The sequence below is a fragment of the Lutibacter holmesii genome (genome assembly GCF_042679665.1).
GTDB lineage: Bacteria > Bacteroidota > Bacteroidia > Flavobacteriales > Flavobacteriaceae > Lutibacter > Lutibacter holmesii.
The window spans coordinates 234731-251822 of record NZ_JBHTMV010000003.1; the positions used below are offsets into that span (position 1 = coordinate 234731).

The following is a 17092-nucleotide window of genomic DNA, read 5'->3' on the forward strand; positions in this document are numbered from 1 at the left end:
TGAGGTACAAAGGTTTATGCTTCTTCCTTTTTTGTATTCGCTATTTTAATTGAATCTTTTTTAGATTTTCTAAGCGAATCTTCTAGTTTACGTTCAATCTCATATTGATCTCTTAGTTTTTTTAAGCGTGCATCAACTCTTTCTAAAATTTTATCGTAGTCATCAATTTTTGATGTATAATAATAATTACTTTCTTTAAACTGCGTGCTGTCAATTTGATATTTTTCAAACACCAACGGATAATAATTTATATTACGTTGTGAATGAATATTTTTAATATTTTTTCCTCCATTTGCTAAAAATAAATCGGTTAAAATATTTACCATTTCATCTTTAGAAATTAAGTTGTCTGGCTTTTTAATAATTGTATTGCTTGTACAGTTTATTAAAAAAAAACTAAAAAAAAGTATGTAAAAATATTTACGCATTTGGTCTATTAAACAGTAAACGTTTTCCTTTAATGGTATCATTAAATTTACCAAGTTTGTACATTAAATTTCCGTTTACAAAGGTGTGTGTAATTTTTGAGTAAAACGTGGTGCCTTCAAAAGGAGACCAGCCACATTTGTATAAAATATTTTCTTTGGTTACTGTCCAAGGTGAAGCAATATCAACCAAAACTAAATCGGCATAAAAACCCTTTTTAATAAACCCTCTTTTTTCAATATGAAATATTTTAGCAGGGTTATGTGCCATTTTTTCAACTATTTTTTCAATAGATATTTTTCCTTTTCTATGTGCTTTTAGCAACGCAGGTAAGGCGTGTTGCACTAAAGGGCCACCACTTGGTGCTTTGGTATAAACTTGCTTTTTTTCTTCTTTGGTATGTGGAGCGTGATCAGTTGCAATTACATCAATTCTATCATCTAGTAACGCTTTCCAAAGTCCTTCTTTATCTTCTGCAGTTTTAACAGCAGGATTCCATTTTATGTACGTTCCTTTTTCTTTATAATCACTTTCATCAAACCATAAGTGGTGTACACAAACTTCAGCAGTAATTTGCTTTTGTTCTAGCGGAATTTTATTGGTGAAAAGTTCAGTTTCTTTTGCTGTAGATAAATGAAAAACATGCAAACGAGCTCCTGTTTTTTTAGCCAATTCTATTGCTTTTGAAGACGATAAATAACATGCACGTTCGCTTCTAATTTTAGGATGTTTTTCAATAGGAATATCTTCTCCATATTGCTCTAAATAGCTTTCTAAATTAGCTTTTATAGTAGCTTCGTCTTCACAGTGCACAGCAATTAACATTTTTGTTGAAGAAAATATTTTTTCTAAAACTTCTTGATTGTCAACTAACATATCACCAGTTGAAGAACCTAAAAATAATTTAATACCAGCCACATTTTTAGGGTTGGTTTTCATAAGTTCTTCTAAATTATCATTAGTACCACCAAACATAAACGAATAATTGGCGTAAGATGTTTGTGCCGCTATTTCAAATTTTTGTTCTAATAATTCTTGTGTTGTTGCTTGCGGAACCGTATTTGGCATTTCAATAAAAGAGGTAATTCCTCCTGCAATTGCAGCTCTACTTTCTGTCTCAATGGTTGCTTTTCTTGTTAAACCTGGCTCACGAAAATGTACCTGATCATCAATAGCACCTGGAAGTAAGTATTTTCCTTCAGCATCAATAATTTTTGTGTCAGCAGATTTTGAACTAATTGAAGTGTCAATATCTACAATATATTCTCCATCAATTAAAACATCACCTTCTAAAATTGTACCTTCATTAACAATTTTCGCGTTTTTAATAAGTGTTAACCCCATAATCTTTTTCTTTATTTTGGCAATCCTTGTAATTTCATTTTTATAACACCAAACACAGCTTCTGAAATAATTGAGCCACTCATTTTTGATGTTCCTTTTTTTCTATCAGTAAAAACAACTGATACTTCTTTGAATTTAAAATTTCTTAACCAGGCTTTAAATTTCATTTCAATTTGAAATGCATAGCCTACAAATTTAATTTTATCTAATTCAATATTTTCTAATACAGTACGTTTGTAACAAACAAATCCAGCTGTGGTGTCAAAAATAGGTATTTGAGTTATAATTTTCACATATTTTGATGCGAAATATGATAAAAATAAGCGTTTAAAATCCCAATTCACTACATTTATTTTGTTATTTAAATATCTTGAACCTATAGAATAATCAGCACCATCAATTGCGCAGGCATTGTACAAACGTATTAAGTCTTTTGGGTTGTGTGAAAAATCAGCATCCATTTCAATAATAAAATCGTATTTATTATTTAAAGCCCACTTAAAGCCATGAATATACGCGGTTCCTAACCCGTTTTTATCTTTTCTAACTTCTAAAAATAAATTTGGAAATTTTTGTTGCAAATTTTCAACAATTCTCACTGTTCCATCAGGTGAATTATCATCAACAACTAAAATATCAAATTGCTTTTCTTGAGAAAATACGGCCTTAATAATGGCTTCAATATTTTCTTTTTCGTTATAAGTAGGAATAATTACAAGCGTATTTGACATATAAAAAACTTAGCGGCAAAGATAAAACAAATTATTACTAATTTTGCGTTAAAATTAGAACTAACTTAATGTTTGAAGCAAAAGAAATACTTTCTCAAAATAATGATTGGATTACATTAGTTTTCTTTACAATTTTTGTGATTTTAGTGGCTATTAAATTTTTTTTTAATGAGCGGTTAGCACATACAAGTATGCTTTTATTTTCAAAAAAATATCTAGCTATTTATTATAGTAAAGAGAAGAAAAAAGTATTTAATAATTTTCAGGTTTTATTTTTTTTGGTGCAATTATTGACTTTTTCTCTCATTTTTTTTGAAATATTAAGGTATAAAGTGCCTTCTTTTAGTCAATTAGATGGAAACATTTTTGTATTAATTTTTATTTGTGTCTTTTTATATTTTGTTGTTCGATTCTTAATTGGATTTTTTTTAGCAAGTATTTTTAATTTTAATGAATTTCATAAAAAATTGCTCTATGAAAAATCAAATTACTTTAATAGCTTGGTTATTAGTATATTACCTTTTTTGTTAGTTTTGTTTTATACAGAAAGTTATCAACTTGTTTTTTTTAAAATAACCTTAATTGTTTTTCTATTTTTACTAACATTGCGTTATGTATTAGTACTTAGAAACAATAAAAAAGTCATTTTTGGTAACTTGTTTTATTTTATTTTGTACCTTTGCGCACTTGAAATAGGACCCTTAGTAATTATTTTAAAATTAACTATTTAAGACAAAATTGAAGTTTATGAAAGTGAAAACAATTTTAGTTTCCCAACCAGCTCCAAAAACTGAAAATTCGCCTTATACTGAATTATCTGAAAAGCAAAAGGTGAAAATTGATTTTAGACCTTTTATACATGTTGAAGGTGTTGAAGCAAAAGAAGTAAGAGCTCAAAAAATTGATTTAAGTAGTTTTACGGCAGTAATTTTAACTAGTAGAAATGCAGTAGATCATTTTTTTAGAGTAGCTGAAGAAATGCGTTTTACAGTGCCAGATTCTATGAAATATTTCTGTCAGTCTGAAGCAGTTGCTTATTATTTGCAAAAATATGTGGTATACCGTAAGCGTAAAATTTATGTGGGTACACGTACTTTCCCAGAATTAGCAAAATTAATTAAGAAGTACAAAGACGAGAAATTTATTTTACCGTCATCAGATAAATTAAAAGAAATAGTTCCTCAAACGTTAGATGATTTAAAAGTTGATTGGCAAAGAGCTATTTTATTTAATACAGTAGTTAGTGATCTTTCAGATTTAACAGATGTGTTTTATGATATTTTGGTGTTTTTCAGTCCGTCAGGAATAGATTCTTTATTTAAAAATTTCCCTGATTTTGAACAAAATAATACTAGAATTGCAGTGTTTGGAAATACAACTGTAAAAGCTGCTCAAAAAGCAGGTTTAAAGTGTAATATACAAGCACCAACTCCTGAAACTCCTTCAATGACAATGGCATTGGAAAAATATATTGTTTCAGCAAATAAGAAATAGTACAACAGTATTTATAATAAAAAAGCCGAGTAATTTACTCGGCTTTTTTATGCAAATAAGTTATCGTAAATGTCATCAACCTTTGTGACTTTTACAATTTTAATAGCATGTTTTGGATTGCTAATTTTGTTGAATTTTGAAATAAATATTTTGTTGAAACCAAGTTTTTCAGCTTCTAAAATTCGTTGTTCTACACGGTTTACAGGTCTTATTTCACCGGCTAATCCAATTTCGGCAGCAAAACAATAATCTTGAGGAATACCTTCATTTTCATTAGATGATAAAATTGCTGATATTACAGCCAAATCAATTGCAGGATCATCAACTTTTATACCTCCTGCAATATTTAAAAACACATCTTTTGCTCCTAATCTAAAGCCGGCTCTTTTTTCTAAAACTGCCAATAACATATTCAATCGTTTGGTGTCGTAACCTGTTGATGAGCGTTGAGGTGTACCGTAAACCGCTGTGCTAACTAAAGCTTGTACTTCAATCATTAAAGGTCGCATACCTTCTAATGTTGCGGCAATTGCAGTTCCACTTAAATCGTCTTCTTTTTGTGAAATTAATATTTCTGAAGGGTTTTCAACTTCTCTTAAACCTACACTTTGCATTTCGTAAATACCCAATTCAGCAGTAGATCCAAATCTGTTTTTGTTTGCTCTTAAAATTCTGTAGGTATGATTTCTGTCGCCTTCAAACTGCAGTACAACATCTACCATGTGTTCTAAAATTTTAGGTCCGGCAATATTTCCATCTTTGGTAATATGACCTATTAAAAGTACTGGAGTTGCTGTTTCTTTGGCGAATTTAGTTAATTCAGCAGTTGTTTCTCTAATTTGAGAAATAGAGCCTGGAGAAGCTTCAATATATTCAGTATGTAATGTTTGAATAGAATCAATTACAACCACATCTGGTTGCACTTCTTCTATAGTTTTAAAAATATTTTGGGTATTGGTTTCAGTTAAAATTAAACAATTAGTATTGGCTATTTGTAAACGTTCTGCACGCATTTTTATTTGCGATTGACTTTCTTCCCCCGAAACATACAACACTTTTTTGGGAATATTTAATGCAATTTGAAGTAGTAAAGTAGATTTTCCAATACCTGGTTCACCACCTAATAAAAGCATAGAACCTCTTACCAATCCGCCACCTAAAACTCTGTTTAATTCATTGTTTAAGGTTGAAATTCTATCTTCTTTATCAATGGTAATTTCATTTATTTTTAAGGCTTTGTTGGCTTTTTTTGGGCTTGTATTTTGTTTCCATTCTCGTTTTTCTTCTTTCTGAATAACTTCTTCAACAATAGTGTTCCATTCATTACAAGATTTGCATTGCCCTAACCATTTTGGGTATTGAGCGCCACAATTTTGACAGAAAAAAGAAGTTTTAGTTTTAGCCATTTTTAGGTATTTGAAAAACGTAAATATAGGAAGAAAATGGAACTATTTTTTGTATTTATTATAAATTGGAATGAATTGGAATGACAACAAGCCAAAGACAATAACCATTACAGTTTGCGCGGTCCACATAATCCAACCAAAAGCCAATGCAGGATTGTTTGGAATACCGTATAAAACCAATGCACTTGCAACAAATACCGGGTAGGTTCCTAAGCCTCCATTTGTTAAAGCCATACTTAATCCGCCAACAACAAATCCTACAATAATTGCTGAAAATGGTAAATTAGTTGTTTCAGGTAAAGCAAATGTTACTGCATAAAACATAAGTACGTACATAAACCAAATAAAAAGTGTGTGGAAAATAAACCACCATTTTTTCTTCATTTTTAAAATACTTATAACACCTTCAAACAAACCGTTTATAAATGAAATTATTTTGACGATATAATAGTTTCTAGATTTTTTTAAGAATTTATAACTTATGAAGCCTATGATAGGAAGTACTATAAAAATGAATATTTTTGAATAAATACTACTTTCAGGTTTATCTTTAAAAAGGTAGCTTTCAATTAAATCAGTTTGTAAAAAAAAGGCAATCCCAATAATTGAAAATAGCATAATGGCATCTGCAACACGCTCGGCTACAATAGTTCCAAAAGCTTTATCAAAAGGAATTTTATCGTATTTTTTTATGGTAGCTGCTCGTGCAAATTCACCTGATCTAGGAATAAATAGGTTTAACAAATAGGCTATTAAAACCGCCATAACACTATTTGCAAATTTAGGTTTATAGCCTAAAGGTTCTAATAAAAATTGCCAACGATAAGCGCGTGAAATATGGCTTAAAATTCCAAAGGTTAAAGATAATGCAACCCACCAATAATTTGCTGTTTGAAATGATGTTTTTATGGATTGTACATCACTTGGAGATAACTTGGCGATAGAGTACCAAATTAAAAATACTCCCAATGCTATTGGGAGTATTATAAAACTAATTTTTTTTAATTTTTTGTTCAAACTTAGATTAACAAGTTATTGCTTTCGTTTGGAAAAACAATTGAAGGTTTAAATGTTTTTGCTTCTTCAAAGTCCATTCTTGCATAGGTAATTAAAATTAGAATGTCTCCTACGGCAACTCTTCTGGCCGCTGCACCGTTCAATGTTATTTCACCACTATTTCTAGGTCCAGGAATAGCGTAAGTTTCAAGTCGTTCACCATTGTTGTTATTTACAATTTGAACTTTTTCACCTTGAATTATGTTTGCAGCCTCCATTAAATCTTCATCAATAGTAATACTACCAATGTAATTTAAATCGGCTCCGGTAACTTTAACTCGGTGAATTTTAGATTTTACTACTTCTATCTGCATGGCGCAAAATTAATAATTTTGTGTTAATGTATTCATATTTATAAACTTATATTGTCAATAAGTCTTATTTTTCCGGCAAAAACGGCTATAAAAGCTCTGTATTTTTTGGATGAATTTTTACTTTTAATTGGTAATAATGTTTCTTCATCAGCAATTTCAAAATACTCTAATTCTAACAAAGGTTGTTTTTTAAATTCATTTTTAACCCAATCTATAACTTCCTGAGCATTTTTTGTGCCAAACTCAATTTTTGCTTGTTTAAGTGTTTTATAAATAAATGGCGAAATGGCTCTATGTTGTTTTGTAAGTCTTGTATTTCTAGAGCTCATGGCTAAACCATCATTTTCTCTATAAATATCACAACCAATAATTTGAATAGGTATTTGCTGTTGTTTTACCATGCTTCTTATAATTTGAAGCTGCTGAAAATCTTTTTCTCCAAAATAAGCTTTTGTAGGTTTTACAATATCAAAAAGCCTTTTTACAATTGTGCCAACACCGTCAAAATGACCGGTTCTAAATTTTCCTTCCATTTGGTGTTCTAATCCTTCAAAATTAAAGGATGTAGATTGAATGTTATTGGCGTACACTTCTTCAGCAGTTGGTGTAAAAACAATATCGCAACCTACAGATTTTAGTAGAGATAAATCTGTATCAATGGTTTTTGGGTAGTTAATTAAATCTTCTTTTTTATCAAATTGAGTTGGGTTTACAAAAATACTTACAACTACAATATCATTTTCCTTTTTTGCACGTGCAATAAGTGATAAATGACCTTGGTGTAAAGCTCCCATAGTTGGGACAAACCCAACATTAGTTTCATTCTTTAACGACTCAATTTTTTGTTGTACCGATTTTATTTTGGCAAAAACTAACATTTTCTTTTGTTAATAAACGTTAAAAGCGTGCAAACTTACGTTATTAAAGCTAAAAACTGTATAAATTTTCGTAATTTTGCATAATCTTAAAATTAAGAGTTGGAATATGAAAGATAAGAGAGTATTGATTGTTTCTTCAGAAGTTGTGCCTTATTTACCAGAAAATGAATTGTCAAATACTTCATTTGATGTTGCTAAAATGGTTCATGGAAAAGGAGGACAAATCCGAATTTTTATGCCACGTTATGGTCTAATTAATGAAAGAAGACATCAATTGCACGAAGTAATTCGTTTATCTGGGATGAATTTAGTTATTAATGACATGGATATGCCATTGATTATTAAAGTGGCTTCAATTCCTAAAGAAAGAATGCAGGTGTATTTTATTGATAACGATGAGTACTTTAAACGTAAAGCTTTGTTTACAGATGAAGATAATAAGTTGTTTGAAGATAATGATGAAAGAGCCATATTTTTTGCAAAAGGTGTTGTAGAAACTGTGAAAAAATTAAATTGGTCTCCTGATGTTATCCACGTACATGGATGGATGGCTTCACTTTTACCAATGTATATTAAAGAATACTACAAAAATGACCCGTTATTTGCTGATAGTAAAATAATTACGTCACTTTACAATAATGGCTTTGAAGGCTTGTTAAGTAATGAATTCATTGAAAAAGTTAAATTTGATGGAATTGATGAATCTAAAGCACAATCAATTTTAAACCCTAACCATACCAATCTATTATTGAATGCTGTTCAACATTCTGATGCTATTGTAAAAGCAAGTGAAGATTTACCAGCTGAATTAATGGAGTTTTTAAGTGAAACTGAAAAACCAGTGCTTGAATACTTCTCAGAAGAGGAGTTTGAAACGGCTTATACTGATTTTTACTTAACCAGAGTTTTATCATAAAAAATCAAACTACATATATGACTACAAAAGTTGTAACTATTTTAAAATACGTTGGATTATTTTCTATCGTGTTTTTTTCATTCATTTCTTGTGAAAAAGAAATTGAAAATATTGGAGTTGGTATTGTTGATAATGGGAAATTTACAATAGGAGATTTTGTTGCTGAAGTTGGTACAAATTCTGAAAATGTTGAAAGAGTTCCTGCAAATGGAGTTCCTCAATATTTGTTAGGATCCTATTCAGATAATGAGTTTGGAGCCTTAAAAGGTTCAATTGTTTCTCAAATACTTTTATCGGCTACAGGAGATAATTATGATTATGGAGAGAACGCAGCAATTGATTCTGTACTTATTTATATTCCTTACCAAACTACGCAATTAGATGATGCTACAGATGGAAAACCTTTATTTGAGATAGATTCAGTTTTTGGAAATGCTGATCAAGAATTTGAATTAAAAGTGTACGAACTAAAAACATTTTTAAATACACTTGATCCAACAGATCCTTCAAAACCAATGACGTATTATTCTGATAAGGTTTTTGAAAAATCATCAACACCATTTTACGCAGAAAAGTTTAAAGTAAATCCAAATGATACCGTAGCCTATATAAAAAGATATATGCCTGATGGAGTTACGGTTTTTGATACAGATACTATAAAAGAAACAAATGCAAGCCCAAGTATAAAATTACCATTAAATGAAGCAATGATTCAAGAAATTTTTGTTGATAATGCTTCAGGATCTGGGTTTGAATCTACAGATAACTTTATTCGTTATTTTAGAGGTTTTTATATTGAAGCTGTTGAAACAACAACTAAGGAATCGCATCTTATTTCATTATCTATGGCATCTTCAAGAATGGTAATATATTATTCAAATGATGAAGATGAAGATACTGATGAAGATCTTGATGGAGATGAAATTACAGGTGAAGAAAATGTGAGAGTTAAACACTTTTACAATTTTACCTTTGGATCTAATAAATCAAATGTTTTAGAAAGAGACAATTCAAACATTCAAGAAAGTGGCCCAGACAGATTATATGTTCAAGGAGCTGCAGGTTCTGTAGCAACTATAGATTTGTTTGAAGGACAAGATTTACCAGAATTAAGAGAGAACGAGTACTTAATTACAGGAGCAACACTAACTTTTTACGTAGATCAAGATGCGTCAAGTGATATTGTACCTGAACAATTATTTATTTACAACTACCAAGACAATGAGCAAATTTTAGATATGCTTACTGAAGGAGTTGCTACAGTTGGAGCCGCTTTAGAATATGACGATGATGGAAATCCTTATAAGTACGTATTTACTATAACTGATTATGTTTCTGAAGTATTAGTTTTAGAAGATTATGATGAATTGGTAACCTTAGGTATTAAAGTATACAACCCAACAGATTTACCTTCAAGTACTACAAATACTACTATTAGTGAATATAGTTGGACACCAAAAGGAGTTGTATTGTATAACCAAAGTGAAGAATTTGGTGATAAAAGAGTAAAACTTGATATATTTTATTCTCAAATAAACAATTAAATATAAAATTAGATGTGTGGAATTGTAGGTTATTTAGGCTTTAGAGAAGCCTACCCAATTGTAATGAATGGGTTACAACGCCTAGAATATAGAGGTTATGATAGCGCTGGAATTGTTTTAACTAGTGAATCAAACACAGGTGGTTTATATAAAACAAAAGGAAAAGTTGCTGATTTAAGAGAAATATCAGAAAAAAATAATATCAAAGGTACATTAGGATTAGGCCATACAAGATGGGCAACTCACGGTGTTCCAAATGATATAAATTCTCACCCGCACCAATCCAATTCAGGAAATTTAGTAATTGTTCATAATGGAATTATTGAAAATTATGACACACTAAAAAAAGAATTAATTAAAAGAGGTTATACTTTTTATAGTGATACAGATACTGAAGTATTAATTAATTTAATTGAAGAAGTTAAAAAAACCAATAATTGTAAATTAGGATATGCTGTGCAATTGGCACTTAGAAATGTTGTGGGTGCATACGCCATTGCTGTTTTTGATAAAAGCAATCCAAATGAAATTATTGTTGCTCGCTTAGGAAGTCCTATTGCCATTGGAATTGGAGAAAATAACAAAGAATTTTTTATAGCTTCAGATGCCTCACCATTTATTGAATACACAAAAGATGCCATTTATTTAGATGATGAAGAGCTAGCCATTATTAAAATAGATAGAGATATTAGAGTTCGAAAAATTCATGGAAATTTAGTGGTAGAGCCAAATATTCAAGAATTAGAATTGAATTTAGAGCAAATAGAAAAAGGTGGTTACGACCATTTTATGCTGAAGGAAATTCATGAACAAACCAATGCTATAGTTGATACTTATAGAGGACGTTTATTAGCAGATAAGGATATTATAAAAATGGGAAGTGTTGATAATAACATTACCAAATTTTTAAATGCTAAAAGAATAGTTGTTGTTGCTTGTGGAACTTCATGGCACGCCGGATTGGTTGGAGAATATTTATTTGAAGATTTAGCTAGAATTCCGGTAGAAGTTGAATATGCTTCTGAATTTAGATACAGAAACCCTGTAATTCATAAAGATGATATTGTAATTGCAATATCACAATCTGGTGAAACAGCTGATACATTGGCGGCTATAAAATTAGCAAAAGCCAATGGAGCATTTGTATTTGGAATTTGTAACGTTGTAGGTTCATCTATTGCACGTGAAACAGATTCTGGAGCTTATACGCATGCAGGTCCAGAGATTGGAGTAGCATCAACAAAAGCTTTTACAACGCAAATTACAGTTCTTTCTTTAATAGCATTAAAGTTAGGGTATTTAAAAGGAGAATTATCAAAATCTGATTACCATAATTATATTCAAGAATTAAGTATTATTCCTTCAAAAGTTGAAAAATTATTGAAATTTGATGCTGAGATTGAAAAAATTGCTGCAATATATAAAGATGCTCCAAACTGTTTGTATTTAGGAAGAGGTTATAATTTCCCAGTAGCATTAGAAGGTGCGCTAAAATTAAAAGAAATCTCGTACATTCACGCTGAAGGATATCCTGCTGCTGAAATGAAACACGGTCCTATTGCTTTAATTGATGAATCTATGCCGGTTGTAGTTATAGCAACTAGAAAAGGACATTATGAAAAAGTTGTGAGCAATATTCAAGAAATTAAATCTAGAAAAGGAAAAATTATTGCTATTGTTACAAAAGGAGATACACAAGTTAGAGATATTGCAGATCACGTAATTGAAATTCCAGATACTTTAGAACCTTTTACGCCTTTATTAACAACAATTCCGTTGCAATTATTGTCATATTACATTGCTGTAATGAGAGATTGTAATGTTGATCAACCAAGAAATTTGGCAAAATCAGTTACGGTAGAGTAGTTGAATAATTTATAAATTTTTAAAAAACCAATACTAATCGTATTGGTTTTTTTATTTAAAAGCAGGAATTCCTGTAATGTCCAATCCTGTAATTAGTAAATGAATATCGTGCGTTCCCTCATAGGTAATAACACTTTCTAAATTCATCATATGGCGCATAATGGAATATTCGCCTGTAATTCCCATAGCACCCAAAACTTGTCGTGCTTCACGAGCTATTTTTAAAGCCATTTCCACATTATTTCTTTTAGCCATAGATATTTGAGCTGAGGTTGCTCTATCTTCATTTTTAAGCACTCCTAAACGCCAAGTTAATAATTGTGCTTTGGTAATTTCAGTAATCATTTCGGCTAATTTCTTTTGCTGTAATTGAGTTCCTGCAATGGGTTTGTTAAACTGAATACGTTGTTTTGCATAACGTAAAGCTGTATCATAACAATCCATTGCGGCACCAATGGCTCCCCAAGCAATTCCATATCTTGCAGAATCTAAGCAGCCAAGAGGAGCACTTAAACCATCTTTATTTGGTAATATATTTTCTTTCGGAATTTTAACGTTATCAAAAATAAGTTCTCCAGTTGCTGAAGTTCTTAAACTCCATTTATTATGAGTTTCAGGAGTTGAAAAACCTTCCATACCGCGTTCAACAATTAAACCCTTAATTCTTCCATCTTCATTTTTAGCCCAAATAACAGCAATGTCTGCAAAAGGAGCGTTTGAAATCCACATTTTTGCACCATTCAACAAAAAATAATCACCCTTATCTTTAATATTGGTAAGCATACCAGACGGGTTAGAGCCGTAATCTGGCTCTGTTAAACCAAAACATCCCATAAATTCACCACTTGCTAATTTTGGTAAATATTTTTTACGCTGTTCTTCGCTTCCATATTTAAAAATAGGATACATAACCAATGAAGACTGAACAGAAGCTGTAGAACGCACACCAGAATCTCCACGTTCAATTTCTTGCATAATTAATCCGTAAGAAATTTGATCCAAGCCTGCTCCTCCGTAAACTGAAGGAATATAAGGTCCAAAGGCACCAATTTCAGCAAGTCCTGTAATAATTTCTGATGGAAATTCAGCTTTTTGTGCTGCTGTTTCAATAATTGGAGAAACCGAACGTTTTACCCATTCTCTTGTAGCATTTCTAATTAAAAGATGCTCTTCACTTAATAAATCGTCCAGTTGATAGTAGTCCGGCGCTGTAAATAAATCTTGTGACATAGGATAAATAGTTTTGGTTTTAAACAAAGTTAGGAATTAAACTCTATTGAAATTTATTTTTTAAAATCTTTTATTCCTTACATTTGTACTAATGAAATATACGTTAGGAAAAGACGAAAAGCTAAAGAGTAAAATTTTTATAGGGCAACTATTTGCTGAAGGAAAACGTGTAAAAGCGTACCCATTCCAACTAATTTATTTACCTGTGAAACACCAAGCTCAGTTTCCTATTAAAGTAGCTTTTTCTGTTCCTAAACGAAATGTAAAACTTGCCGTAAACCGTAACAGAATTAAACGGTTGATGCGTGAAGTATACCGAAAAAACAAACATGTATTTGCTGAAAATTTAAACGAATCATATATTTTTATGTTTATTTATATGGCAAAAGAAGAAATAGCATACGAAGATTTAGACCAAACAATTGTAAAGGTTTGTAAAAAATTTCAGCATAAAATTATAGAAGATGAGCAAAATTAAAAAGTGGTTGATAGGTGTTTTTGTGGTAATTTCTGTTGCTGTTTCAGCCGGATTTCAATCAGATTTTTTTGAAGTAGCCAAACAAATTGATATTTATACAACCTTGTTTAAGGAACTAAATATGTATTATATTGATGAAATAAATCCTGCTAAAATTACCAATAATGCAGTTAATCATATGTTGTCTAATTTAGATCCGTACACGCGTTATTATGATGAGCAAGGAGTTGAAGATTCAAGAATTAGATCTACTGGAGATTATGGAGGCATTGGAGCAATTTCACGTTTTAAAAACAAAACATTAACCATTCGCGAGATTTTAAAAAATTCTCCGGCTGAGAAAGCAGGCATAAAACCAGGAGATAAAATTATTAAAATTGGTGATATGTTGGTGGCAGATTTTGAAGGTGAAGGTATTACAGCTTTGCTAAATGGTTTGCCAAATACAACGGTAAACCTTCAAGTTGAGCGTCAAAATAAACAGCTGAATATTGAAGTTACGCGCAAAAAAATAGAAATTAACCCTGTTCCTTTTTATACCATGATTGATGCTGAGGTAGGTTATATTTCATTTACCACATTTAATGAAAAAGCATCAGCTAAAGTAAAAGAAGCTTTTCTAGATTTAAAATCAGAAGGTATGAAAAAGCTGATTATTGATGTAAGAAGTAATCCGGGAGGATTATTAAATGAAGCTGTAAAAATCAACAATTTTTTTATTCCGAAGGATAAAATTGTGGTTACCACCAAAGCAAAAATTAAAAAGTGGAGCACCGTTTATAAAACAAAAAATGAACCGTTAGATTTAGAAATTCCTATTTCAATTTTAGTTGATGGCCGTTCAGCTTCAGCTTCTGAAATTTTAGCGGGTACTTTACAAGATTATGATAGAGCTGTAGTAATTGGAGAACGCTCTTTTGGAAAAGGTTTGGTGCAACGCTATTTACCGCTTTCTTATGGAGCTCAAATGAAAATTACCATTTCAAAATATTACACACCAAGCGGAAGATGTATTCAAGAATTAGATTACACCAACCGAGATGATAAAGGAAATATTCCAAAATTTTCAGATGTTGGAAGAAAAGCGTATAAAACAGAAAAAGGTAGAACAGTTTATGGTGGTGGTGGAATTTTACCAGATGTTGAAATTAAAAAACCTTCAACTACTGAAACTACCAAAGTTGTATTTGATTCTAACATGTTTTTTAATTTTGCTACCAATTATTTTTATGCAAATCCAACAATTGAAGAACCTACAAAATTTAGTTTAAACAATTCAGACTATAATGCGTTTAGAACTTATGCAGCTGCACATCAATCTGATTTTGAAACAAGTACAGAACTAGACTTTATTAAGGCTAGTAAAAAGGCGAAAGAAGAAAATTTAGATGGAAGTTTAAATACTTCTTACGCAAATCTTTTAAAAAATATTCATTCAGAAAAGTTAAAAGAATTGGATAAGAATAAAGAGGAGGTTTTATCAAAACTTACCGAAGAAATTGTGAAAAGGTACTATTATGAAGAAGGTGTGTATCAACAAAAAGCAGTTTTTGATACAACAATTTTAGAAGCTGTTGAACTTTTAAATAATACGTCACAGTATAATAAAATATTAAAAAACTAAAAGCAGGCGCTAATTTATAGTTCAACAATATATCTGTATCTTTGCTTTCCAAATTAATATTATGGAACACACAAAAATAGTTTCTAGAACTAGAGCTCAAGAGTCATCAAGTGCTATTGAGCGATTATATATTTCAATGCGTCATTTATTTAGTCGTGGTTTTTACAAACCAATGGGTATTTCAGGAGACACATTAAGACAATCGTTATTATTACTTAGACCTGAAATTTATGGATCAATTGCAGAGGAAAAAGTTGAATTAAACGGATTAATTTATGTTATTGAACGTCTTCCTTTTGGAATTGAAGAATGTAGGTTTATCAATTTAACTTCTGATGAAGGGTACTCAAATTCTCACTTTAAAGTAATTATTCCGCCAAAGCGTAGAAGAAATTGTTTTAGAATTGATAAAGATCAAATGAATATTGAAGTTACCAGAGGTAGATCTGAAATTTATGATATTCTTACCCATTTAACATTCTTATTTATTGAGTCTCATAAAATAGCCAATAAAGTTTTAATTAACGAAGAAAAAGACACCATTAGAGAGTGGAAAAAATTAGAAAACGTTGTACTTCACAATAAAAAACTTTCTAAAGATGAGCGCGATATTATGTTAGCGCATATGGCAAGTATTTTGGGGCGAACATTTGCTGAAACACAAGCAGTTCATTTAGAGCTTTCTGAAAAAAATAATGAAGACCGTTTTTTCCAAATTATTTATTGGTTAGGGCATTTGGCTATTCAAGAGAAGGTTCATAATTTAAAACGTACCATTAATTTTAGCCCTGTATTACGCGAGCGTATTGGACATCATATTTATGGAGAAATGTGGGCAAATAACATTAAAGACGTTTTACATGAAAATAATTTAATAGAACGCCCTATTCATATTATTAGTGCAAATATGCACAGTGTTATGAACTCTATTTACGCGCCTTCAGTACTTCCAAATCAAATAATAGACAACGATATTATTTCCTTGTTTGAATTGTTAAGTAAAGATGACAATGAAGATTTAAGAAAACAGGTAAAAGAATATGCTTCAAAAAATGGTTTAACGTATATAAAAGATACTTCAGGAACCAATATCAATGTTCAAATAATAGACACTGAAAAAGTAGCTTTTGATACAACACAATTTAAGATTGAAAATAGTATTGAACACGAAGAAAAACCTGTGTTAATTGTAATGGATTATGCATTTGGAGAACAAGCCTATGAAACAATGGATGAGTTGCTAAAACCATACATTTGTAAAAAAGGTAAAAAGCATCATTTAAATGTTGAGTCTGTTTCCATTATGGGAAAAGCAGGTATTTTAGAAGGTGGAAAAGGTGATATTATGATTCCGTCATCTCATATTTTTGAAGGTACTGCAGATAATTATCCGTTTAAAAATCAGTTAAAAAAGAAACATTTTGAAGACTGCGGAGTTGGTGTTTATAGTGGCGCAATGGTTACAGTTTTAGGAACATCTCTTCAAAATAAAGATATTTTAAAATTTTTCCATGATTCAACTTGGAAAGTAACAGGTTTAGAAATGGAAGGAGCACATTACCAAAAAGCCATTCAAGCCGCAGCAAAAATTAGAGGAAATATCTCAAGTAAAGTAAAAGTTAGATATGCGTATTATGCTTCAGATAATCCGCTAAAAACAGGAAGTACTTTAGCGTCAGGTGGTTTAGGAACATCAGGAGTTTTACCAACGTATGTAATTACTCAAAAAATTTTAGAACAAATATTTTAAGTATTGTGTTAATACTAAACACATTATATTTTTAA

Annotated in this window: 16 protein-coding genes; 8 read left to right on the top strand and 8 right to left on the bottom strand. The window is 30.6% G+C overall.

Annotated elements, in window-relative coordinates:
• Nucleotides 1-14: 14 nt before the first annotated feature.
• From ACFQ5N_RS03815 to ACFQ5N_RS03825, 3 genes are read right to left on the bottom strand one after another with little or no spacing between them, the layout of a single operon-like run.
• Complete coding sequence (locus tag ACFQ5N_RS03815) at nucleotides 15-428, bottom strand: DUF4296 domain-containing protein (protein ID WP_386807876.1); 414 nt, start codon at nucleotides 426-428, stop codon at nucleotides 15-17.
• Nucleotides 421-1770 carry a dihydroorotase gene (locus ACFQ5N_RS03820; protein ID WP_386807877.1) on the bottom strand — a complete coding sequence of 450 codons (1350 nt, stop codon included), beginning with the start codon at nucleotides 1768-1770 and terminating at the stop codon, nucleotides 421-423. Before ACFQ5N_RS03820 ends, ACFQ5N_RS03815 begins: the two co-directional genes overlap by 8 nt.
• 11 nt (nucleotides 1771-1781) lie before the next feature.
• Nucleotides 1782-2501, bottom strand: coding sequence for a polyprenol monophosphomannose synthase (locus ACFQ5N_RS03825; protein WP_386807879.1), 720 nt, complete (start codon nucleotides 2499-2501; stop codon nucleotides 1782-1784).
• A 68-nt stretch (nucleotides 2502-2569) separates the two neighbouring features.
• Between ACFQ5N_RS03825 and ACFQ5N_RS03830 the strand changes: the two genes are divergently transcribed.
• The gene (locus ACFQ5N_RS03830) at nucleotides 2570-3232 is read left to right on the top strand and encodes a DUF4271 domain-containing protein (protein ID WP_386807881.1); all 663 of its coding nucleotides are present in this window, start codon (nucleotides 2570-2572) and stop codon (nucleotides 3230-3232) included.
• 16 nt (nucleotides 3233-3248) lie between these two features.
• Nucleotides 3249-3995, top strand: coding sequence for a uroporphyrinogen-III synthase (locus ACFQ5N_RS03835; RefSeq protein ID WP_386807883.1), 747 nt, complete (start codon nucleotides 3249-3251; stop codon nucleotides 3993-3995).
• Nucleotides 3996-4042: 47 nt separating this feature from the next.
• Here ACFQ5N_RS03835 and radA read toward each other — a convergent pair whose 3' ends face one another.
• The 4 genes from radA to panC are packed head-to-tail and all read right to left on the bottom strand — an operon-like array spanning nucleotide 4043 to nucleotide 7649.
• Nucleotides 4043-5401: a DNA repair protein RadA gene (gene radA / locus ACFQ5N_RS03840; RefSeq protein WP_386807884.1), complete on the bottom strand. Its 1359-nt coding sequence runs from the start codon at nucleotides 5399-5401 to the stop codon at nucleotides 4043-4045.
• A gap of 42 nt (nucleotides 5402-5443) precedes the next feature.
• Complete coding sequence (locus ACFQ5N_RS03845) at nucleotides 5444-6418, bottom strand: lysylphosphatidylglycerol synthase transmembrane domain-containing protein (protein ID WP_386807885.1); 975 nt, start codon at nucleotides 6416-6418, stop codon at nucleotides 5444-5446.
• 2 nt (nucleotides 6419-6420) lie between these two features.
• Nucleotides 6421-6771, bottom strand: a complete 351-nt coding sequence (gene panD, locus ACFQ5N_RS03850) for an aspartate 1-decarboxylase (protein ID WP_386807887.1) — start codon at nucleotides 6769-6771, stop codon at nucleotides 6421-6423.
• A gap of 38 nt (nucleotides 6772-6809) precedes the next feature.
• Entirely contained in the window at nucleotides 6810-7649 is an 840-nt protein-coding gene (gene panC, locus ACFQ5N_RS03855; protein ID WP_386807889.1) for a pantoate--beta-alanine ligase, read from the bottom strand.
• 106 nt (nucleotides 7650-7755) lie between these two features.
• Between panC and ACFQ5N_RS03860 the strand changes: the two genes are divergently transcribed.
• The 3 genes from ACFQ5N_RS03860 to glmS are packed head-to-tail and all read left to right on the top strand — an operon-like array spanning nucleotide 7756 to nucleotide 11975.
• Nucleotides 7756-8565, top strand: a complete 810-nt coding sequence (locus ACFQ5N_RS03860) for a glycogen/starch synthase (protein ID WP_386807890.1) — start codon at nucleotides 7756-7758, stop codon at nucleotides 8563-8565.
• A 17-nt stretch (nucleotides 8566-8582) separates the two neighbouring features.
• On the top strand, nucleotides 8583-10109 hold the full coding sequence (locus ACFQ5N_RS03865; RefSeq protein ID WP_386807891.1) for a DUF4270 domain-containing protein: 1527 nt from the start codon (nucleotides 8583-8585) through the stop codon (nucleotides 10107-10109).
• A gap of 12 nt (nucleotides 10110-10121) precedes the next feature.
• Complete coding sequence (gene glmS, locus ACFQ5N_RS03870) at nucleotides 10122-11975, top strand: glutamine--fructose-6-phosphate transaminase (isomerizing) (RefSeq protein ID WP_386807893.1); 1854 nt, start codon at nucleotides 10122-10124, stop codon at nucleotides 11973-11975.
• Nucleotides 11976-12026: 51 nt separating this feature from the next.
• Here glmS and ACFQ5N_RS03875 read toward each other — a convergent pair whose 3' ends face one another.
• On the bottom strand, nucleotides 12027-13205 hold the full coding sequence (locus ACFQ5N_RS03875) for an acyl-CoA dehydrogenase family protein (RefSeq protein WP_386807895.1): 1179 nt from the start codon (nucleotides 13203-13205) through the stop codon (nucleotides 12027-12029).
• Between the two features lie 91 nt (nucleotides 13206-13296).
• Between ACFQ5N_RS03875 and rnpA the strand changes: the two genes are divergently transcribed.
• The 3 genes from rnpA to ACFQ5N_RS03890 all read left to right on the top strand — a co-directional run bounded on the left by rnpA (nucleotide 13297) and on the right by ACFQ5N_RS03890 (nucleotide 17057).
• Nucleotides 13297-13683, top strand: a complete 387-nt coding sequence (gene rnpA / locus ACFQ5N_RS03880) for a ribonuclease P protein component (RefSeq protein ID WP_386807896.1) — start codon at nucleotides 13297-13299, stop codon at nucleotides 13681-13683.
• A complete protein-coding gene (locus tag ACFQ5N_RS03885) occupies nucleotides 13670-15307 on the top strand; it encodes a S41 family peptidase (protein ID WP_386807897.1) in 1638 nt (545 codons plus the stop codon). The genes rnpA and ACFQ5N_RS03885 overlap by 14 nt, the downstream gene beginning before the upstream one ends.
• 61 nt (nucleotides 15308-15368) lie before the next feature.
• A complete protein-coding gene (locus tag ACFQ5N_RS03890) occupies nucleotides 15369-17057 on the top strand; it encodes a DUF6909 family protein (RefSeq protein ID WP_386807898.1) in 1689 nt (562 codons plus the stop codon).
• Nucleotides 17058-17092 lie beyond the last annotated feature (35 nt).

What these genes read in the sequence shown, in the direction of transcription:
- ACFQ5N_RS03815 (WP_386807876.1), bottom strand. Translation starts at nt 428, where the DNA reads ATGCGTAAATATTTTTACATACTTTTTTTTAGTTTTTTTTTAATAAAC.
- ACFQ5N_RS03820 (WP_386807877.1), bottom strand. Translation starts at nt 1,770, where the DNA reads ATGGGGTTAACACTTATTAAAAACGCGAAAATTGTTAATGAAGGTACA.
- ACFQ5N_RS03825 (WP_386807879.1), bottom strand. Translation starts at nt 2,501, where the DNA reads ATGTCAAATACGCTTGTAATTATTCCTACTTATAACGAAAAAGAAAAT.
- ACFQ5N_RS03830 (WP_386807881.1), top strand. Translation starts at nt 2,570, where the DNA reads ATGTTTGAAGCAAAAGAAATACTTTCTCAAAATAATGATTGGATTACA.
- ACFQ5N_RS03835 (WP_386807883.1), top strand. Translation starts at nt 3,249, where the DNA reads ATGAAAGTGAAAACAATTTTAGTTTCCCAACCAGCTCCAAAAACTGAA.
- radA (WP_386807884.1), bottom strand. Translation starts at nt 5,401, where the DNA reads ATGGCTAAAACTAAAACTTCTTTTTTCTGTCAAAATTGTGGCGCTCAA.
- panD (WP_386807887.1), bottom strand. Translation starts at nt 6,771, where the DNA reads ATGCAGATAGAAGTAGTAAAATCTAAAATTCACCGAGTTAAAGTTACC.
- panC (WP_386807889.1), bottom strand. Translation starts at nt 7,649, where the DNA reads ATGTTAGTTTTTGCCAAAATAAAATCGGTACAACAAAAAATTGAGTCG.
- ACFQ5N_RS03860 (WP_386807890.1), top strand. Translation starts at nt 7,756, where the DNA reads ATGAAAGATAAGAGAGTATTGATTGTTTCTTCAGAAGTTGTGCCTTAT.
- ACFQ5N_RS03865 (WP_386807891.1), top strand. Translation starts at nt 8,583, where the DNA reads ATGACTACAAAAGTTGTAACTATTTTAAAATACGTTGGATTATTTTCT.
- glmS (WP_386807893.1), top strand. Translation starts at nt 10,122, where the DNA reads ATGTGTGGAATTGTAGGTTATTTAGGCTTTAGAGAAGCCTACCCAATT.
- ACFQ5N_RS03875 (WP_386807895.1), bottom strand. Translation starts at nt 13,205, where the DNA reads ATGTCACAAGATTTATTTACAGCGCCGGACTACTATCAACTGGACGAT.
- rnpA (WP_386807896.1), top strand. Translation starts at nt 13,297, where the DNA reads ATGAAATATACGTTAGGAAAAGACGAAAAGCTAAAGAGTAAAATTTTT.
- ACFQ5N_RS03885 (WP_386807897.1), top strand. Translation starts at nt 13,670, where the DNA reads ATGAGCAAAATTAAAAAGTGGTTGATAGGTGTTTTTGTGGTAATTTCT.
- ACFQ5N_RS03890 (WP_386807898.1), top strand. Translation starts at nt 15,369, where the DNA reads ATGGAACACACAAAAATAGTTTCTAGAACTAGAGCTCAAGAGTCATCA.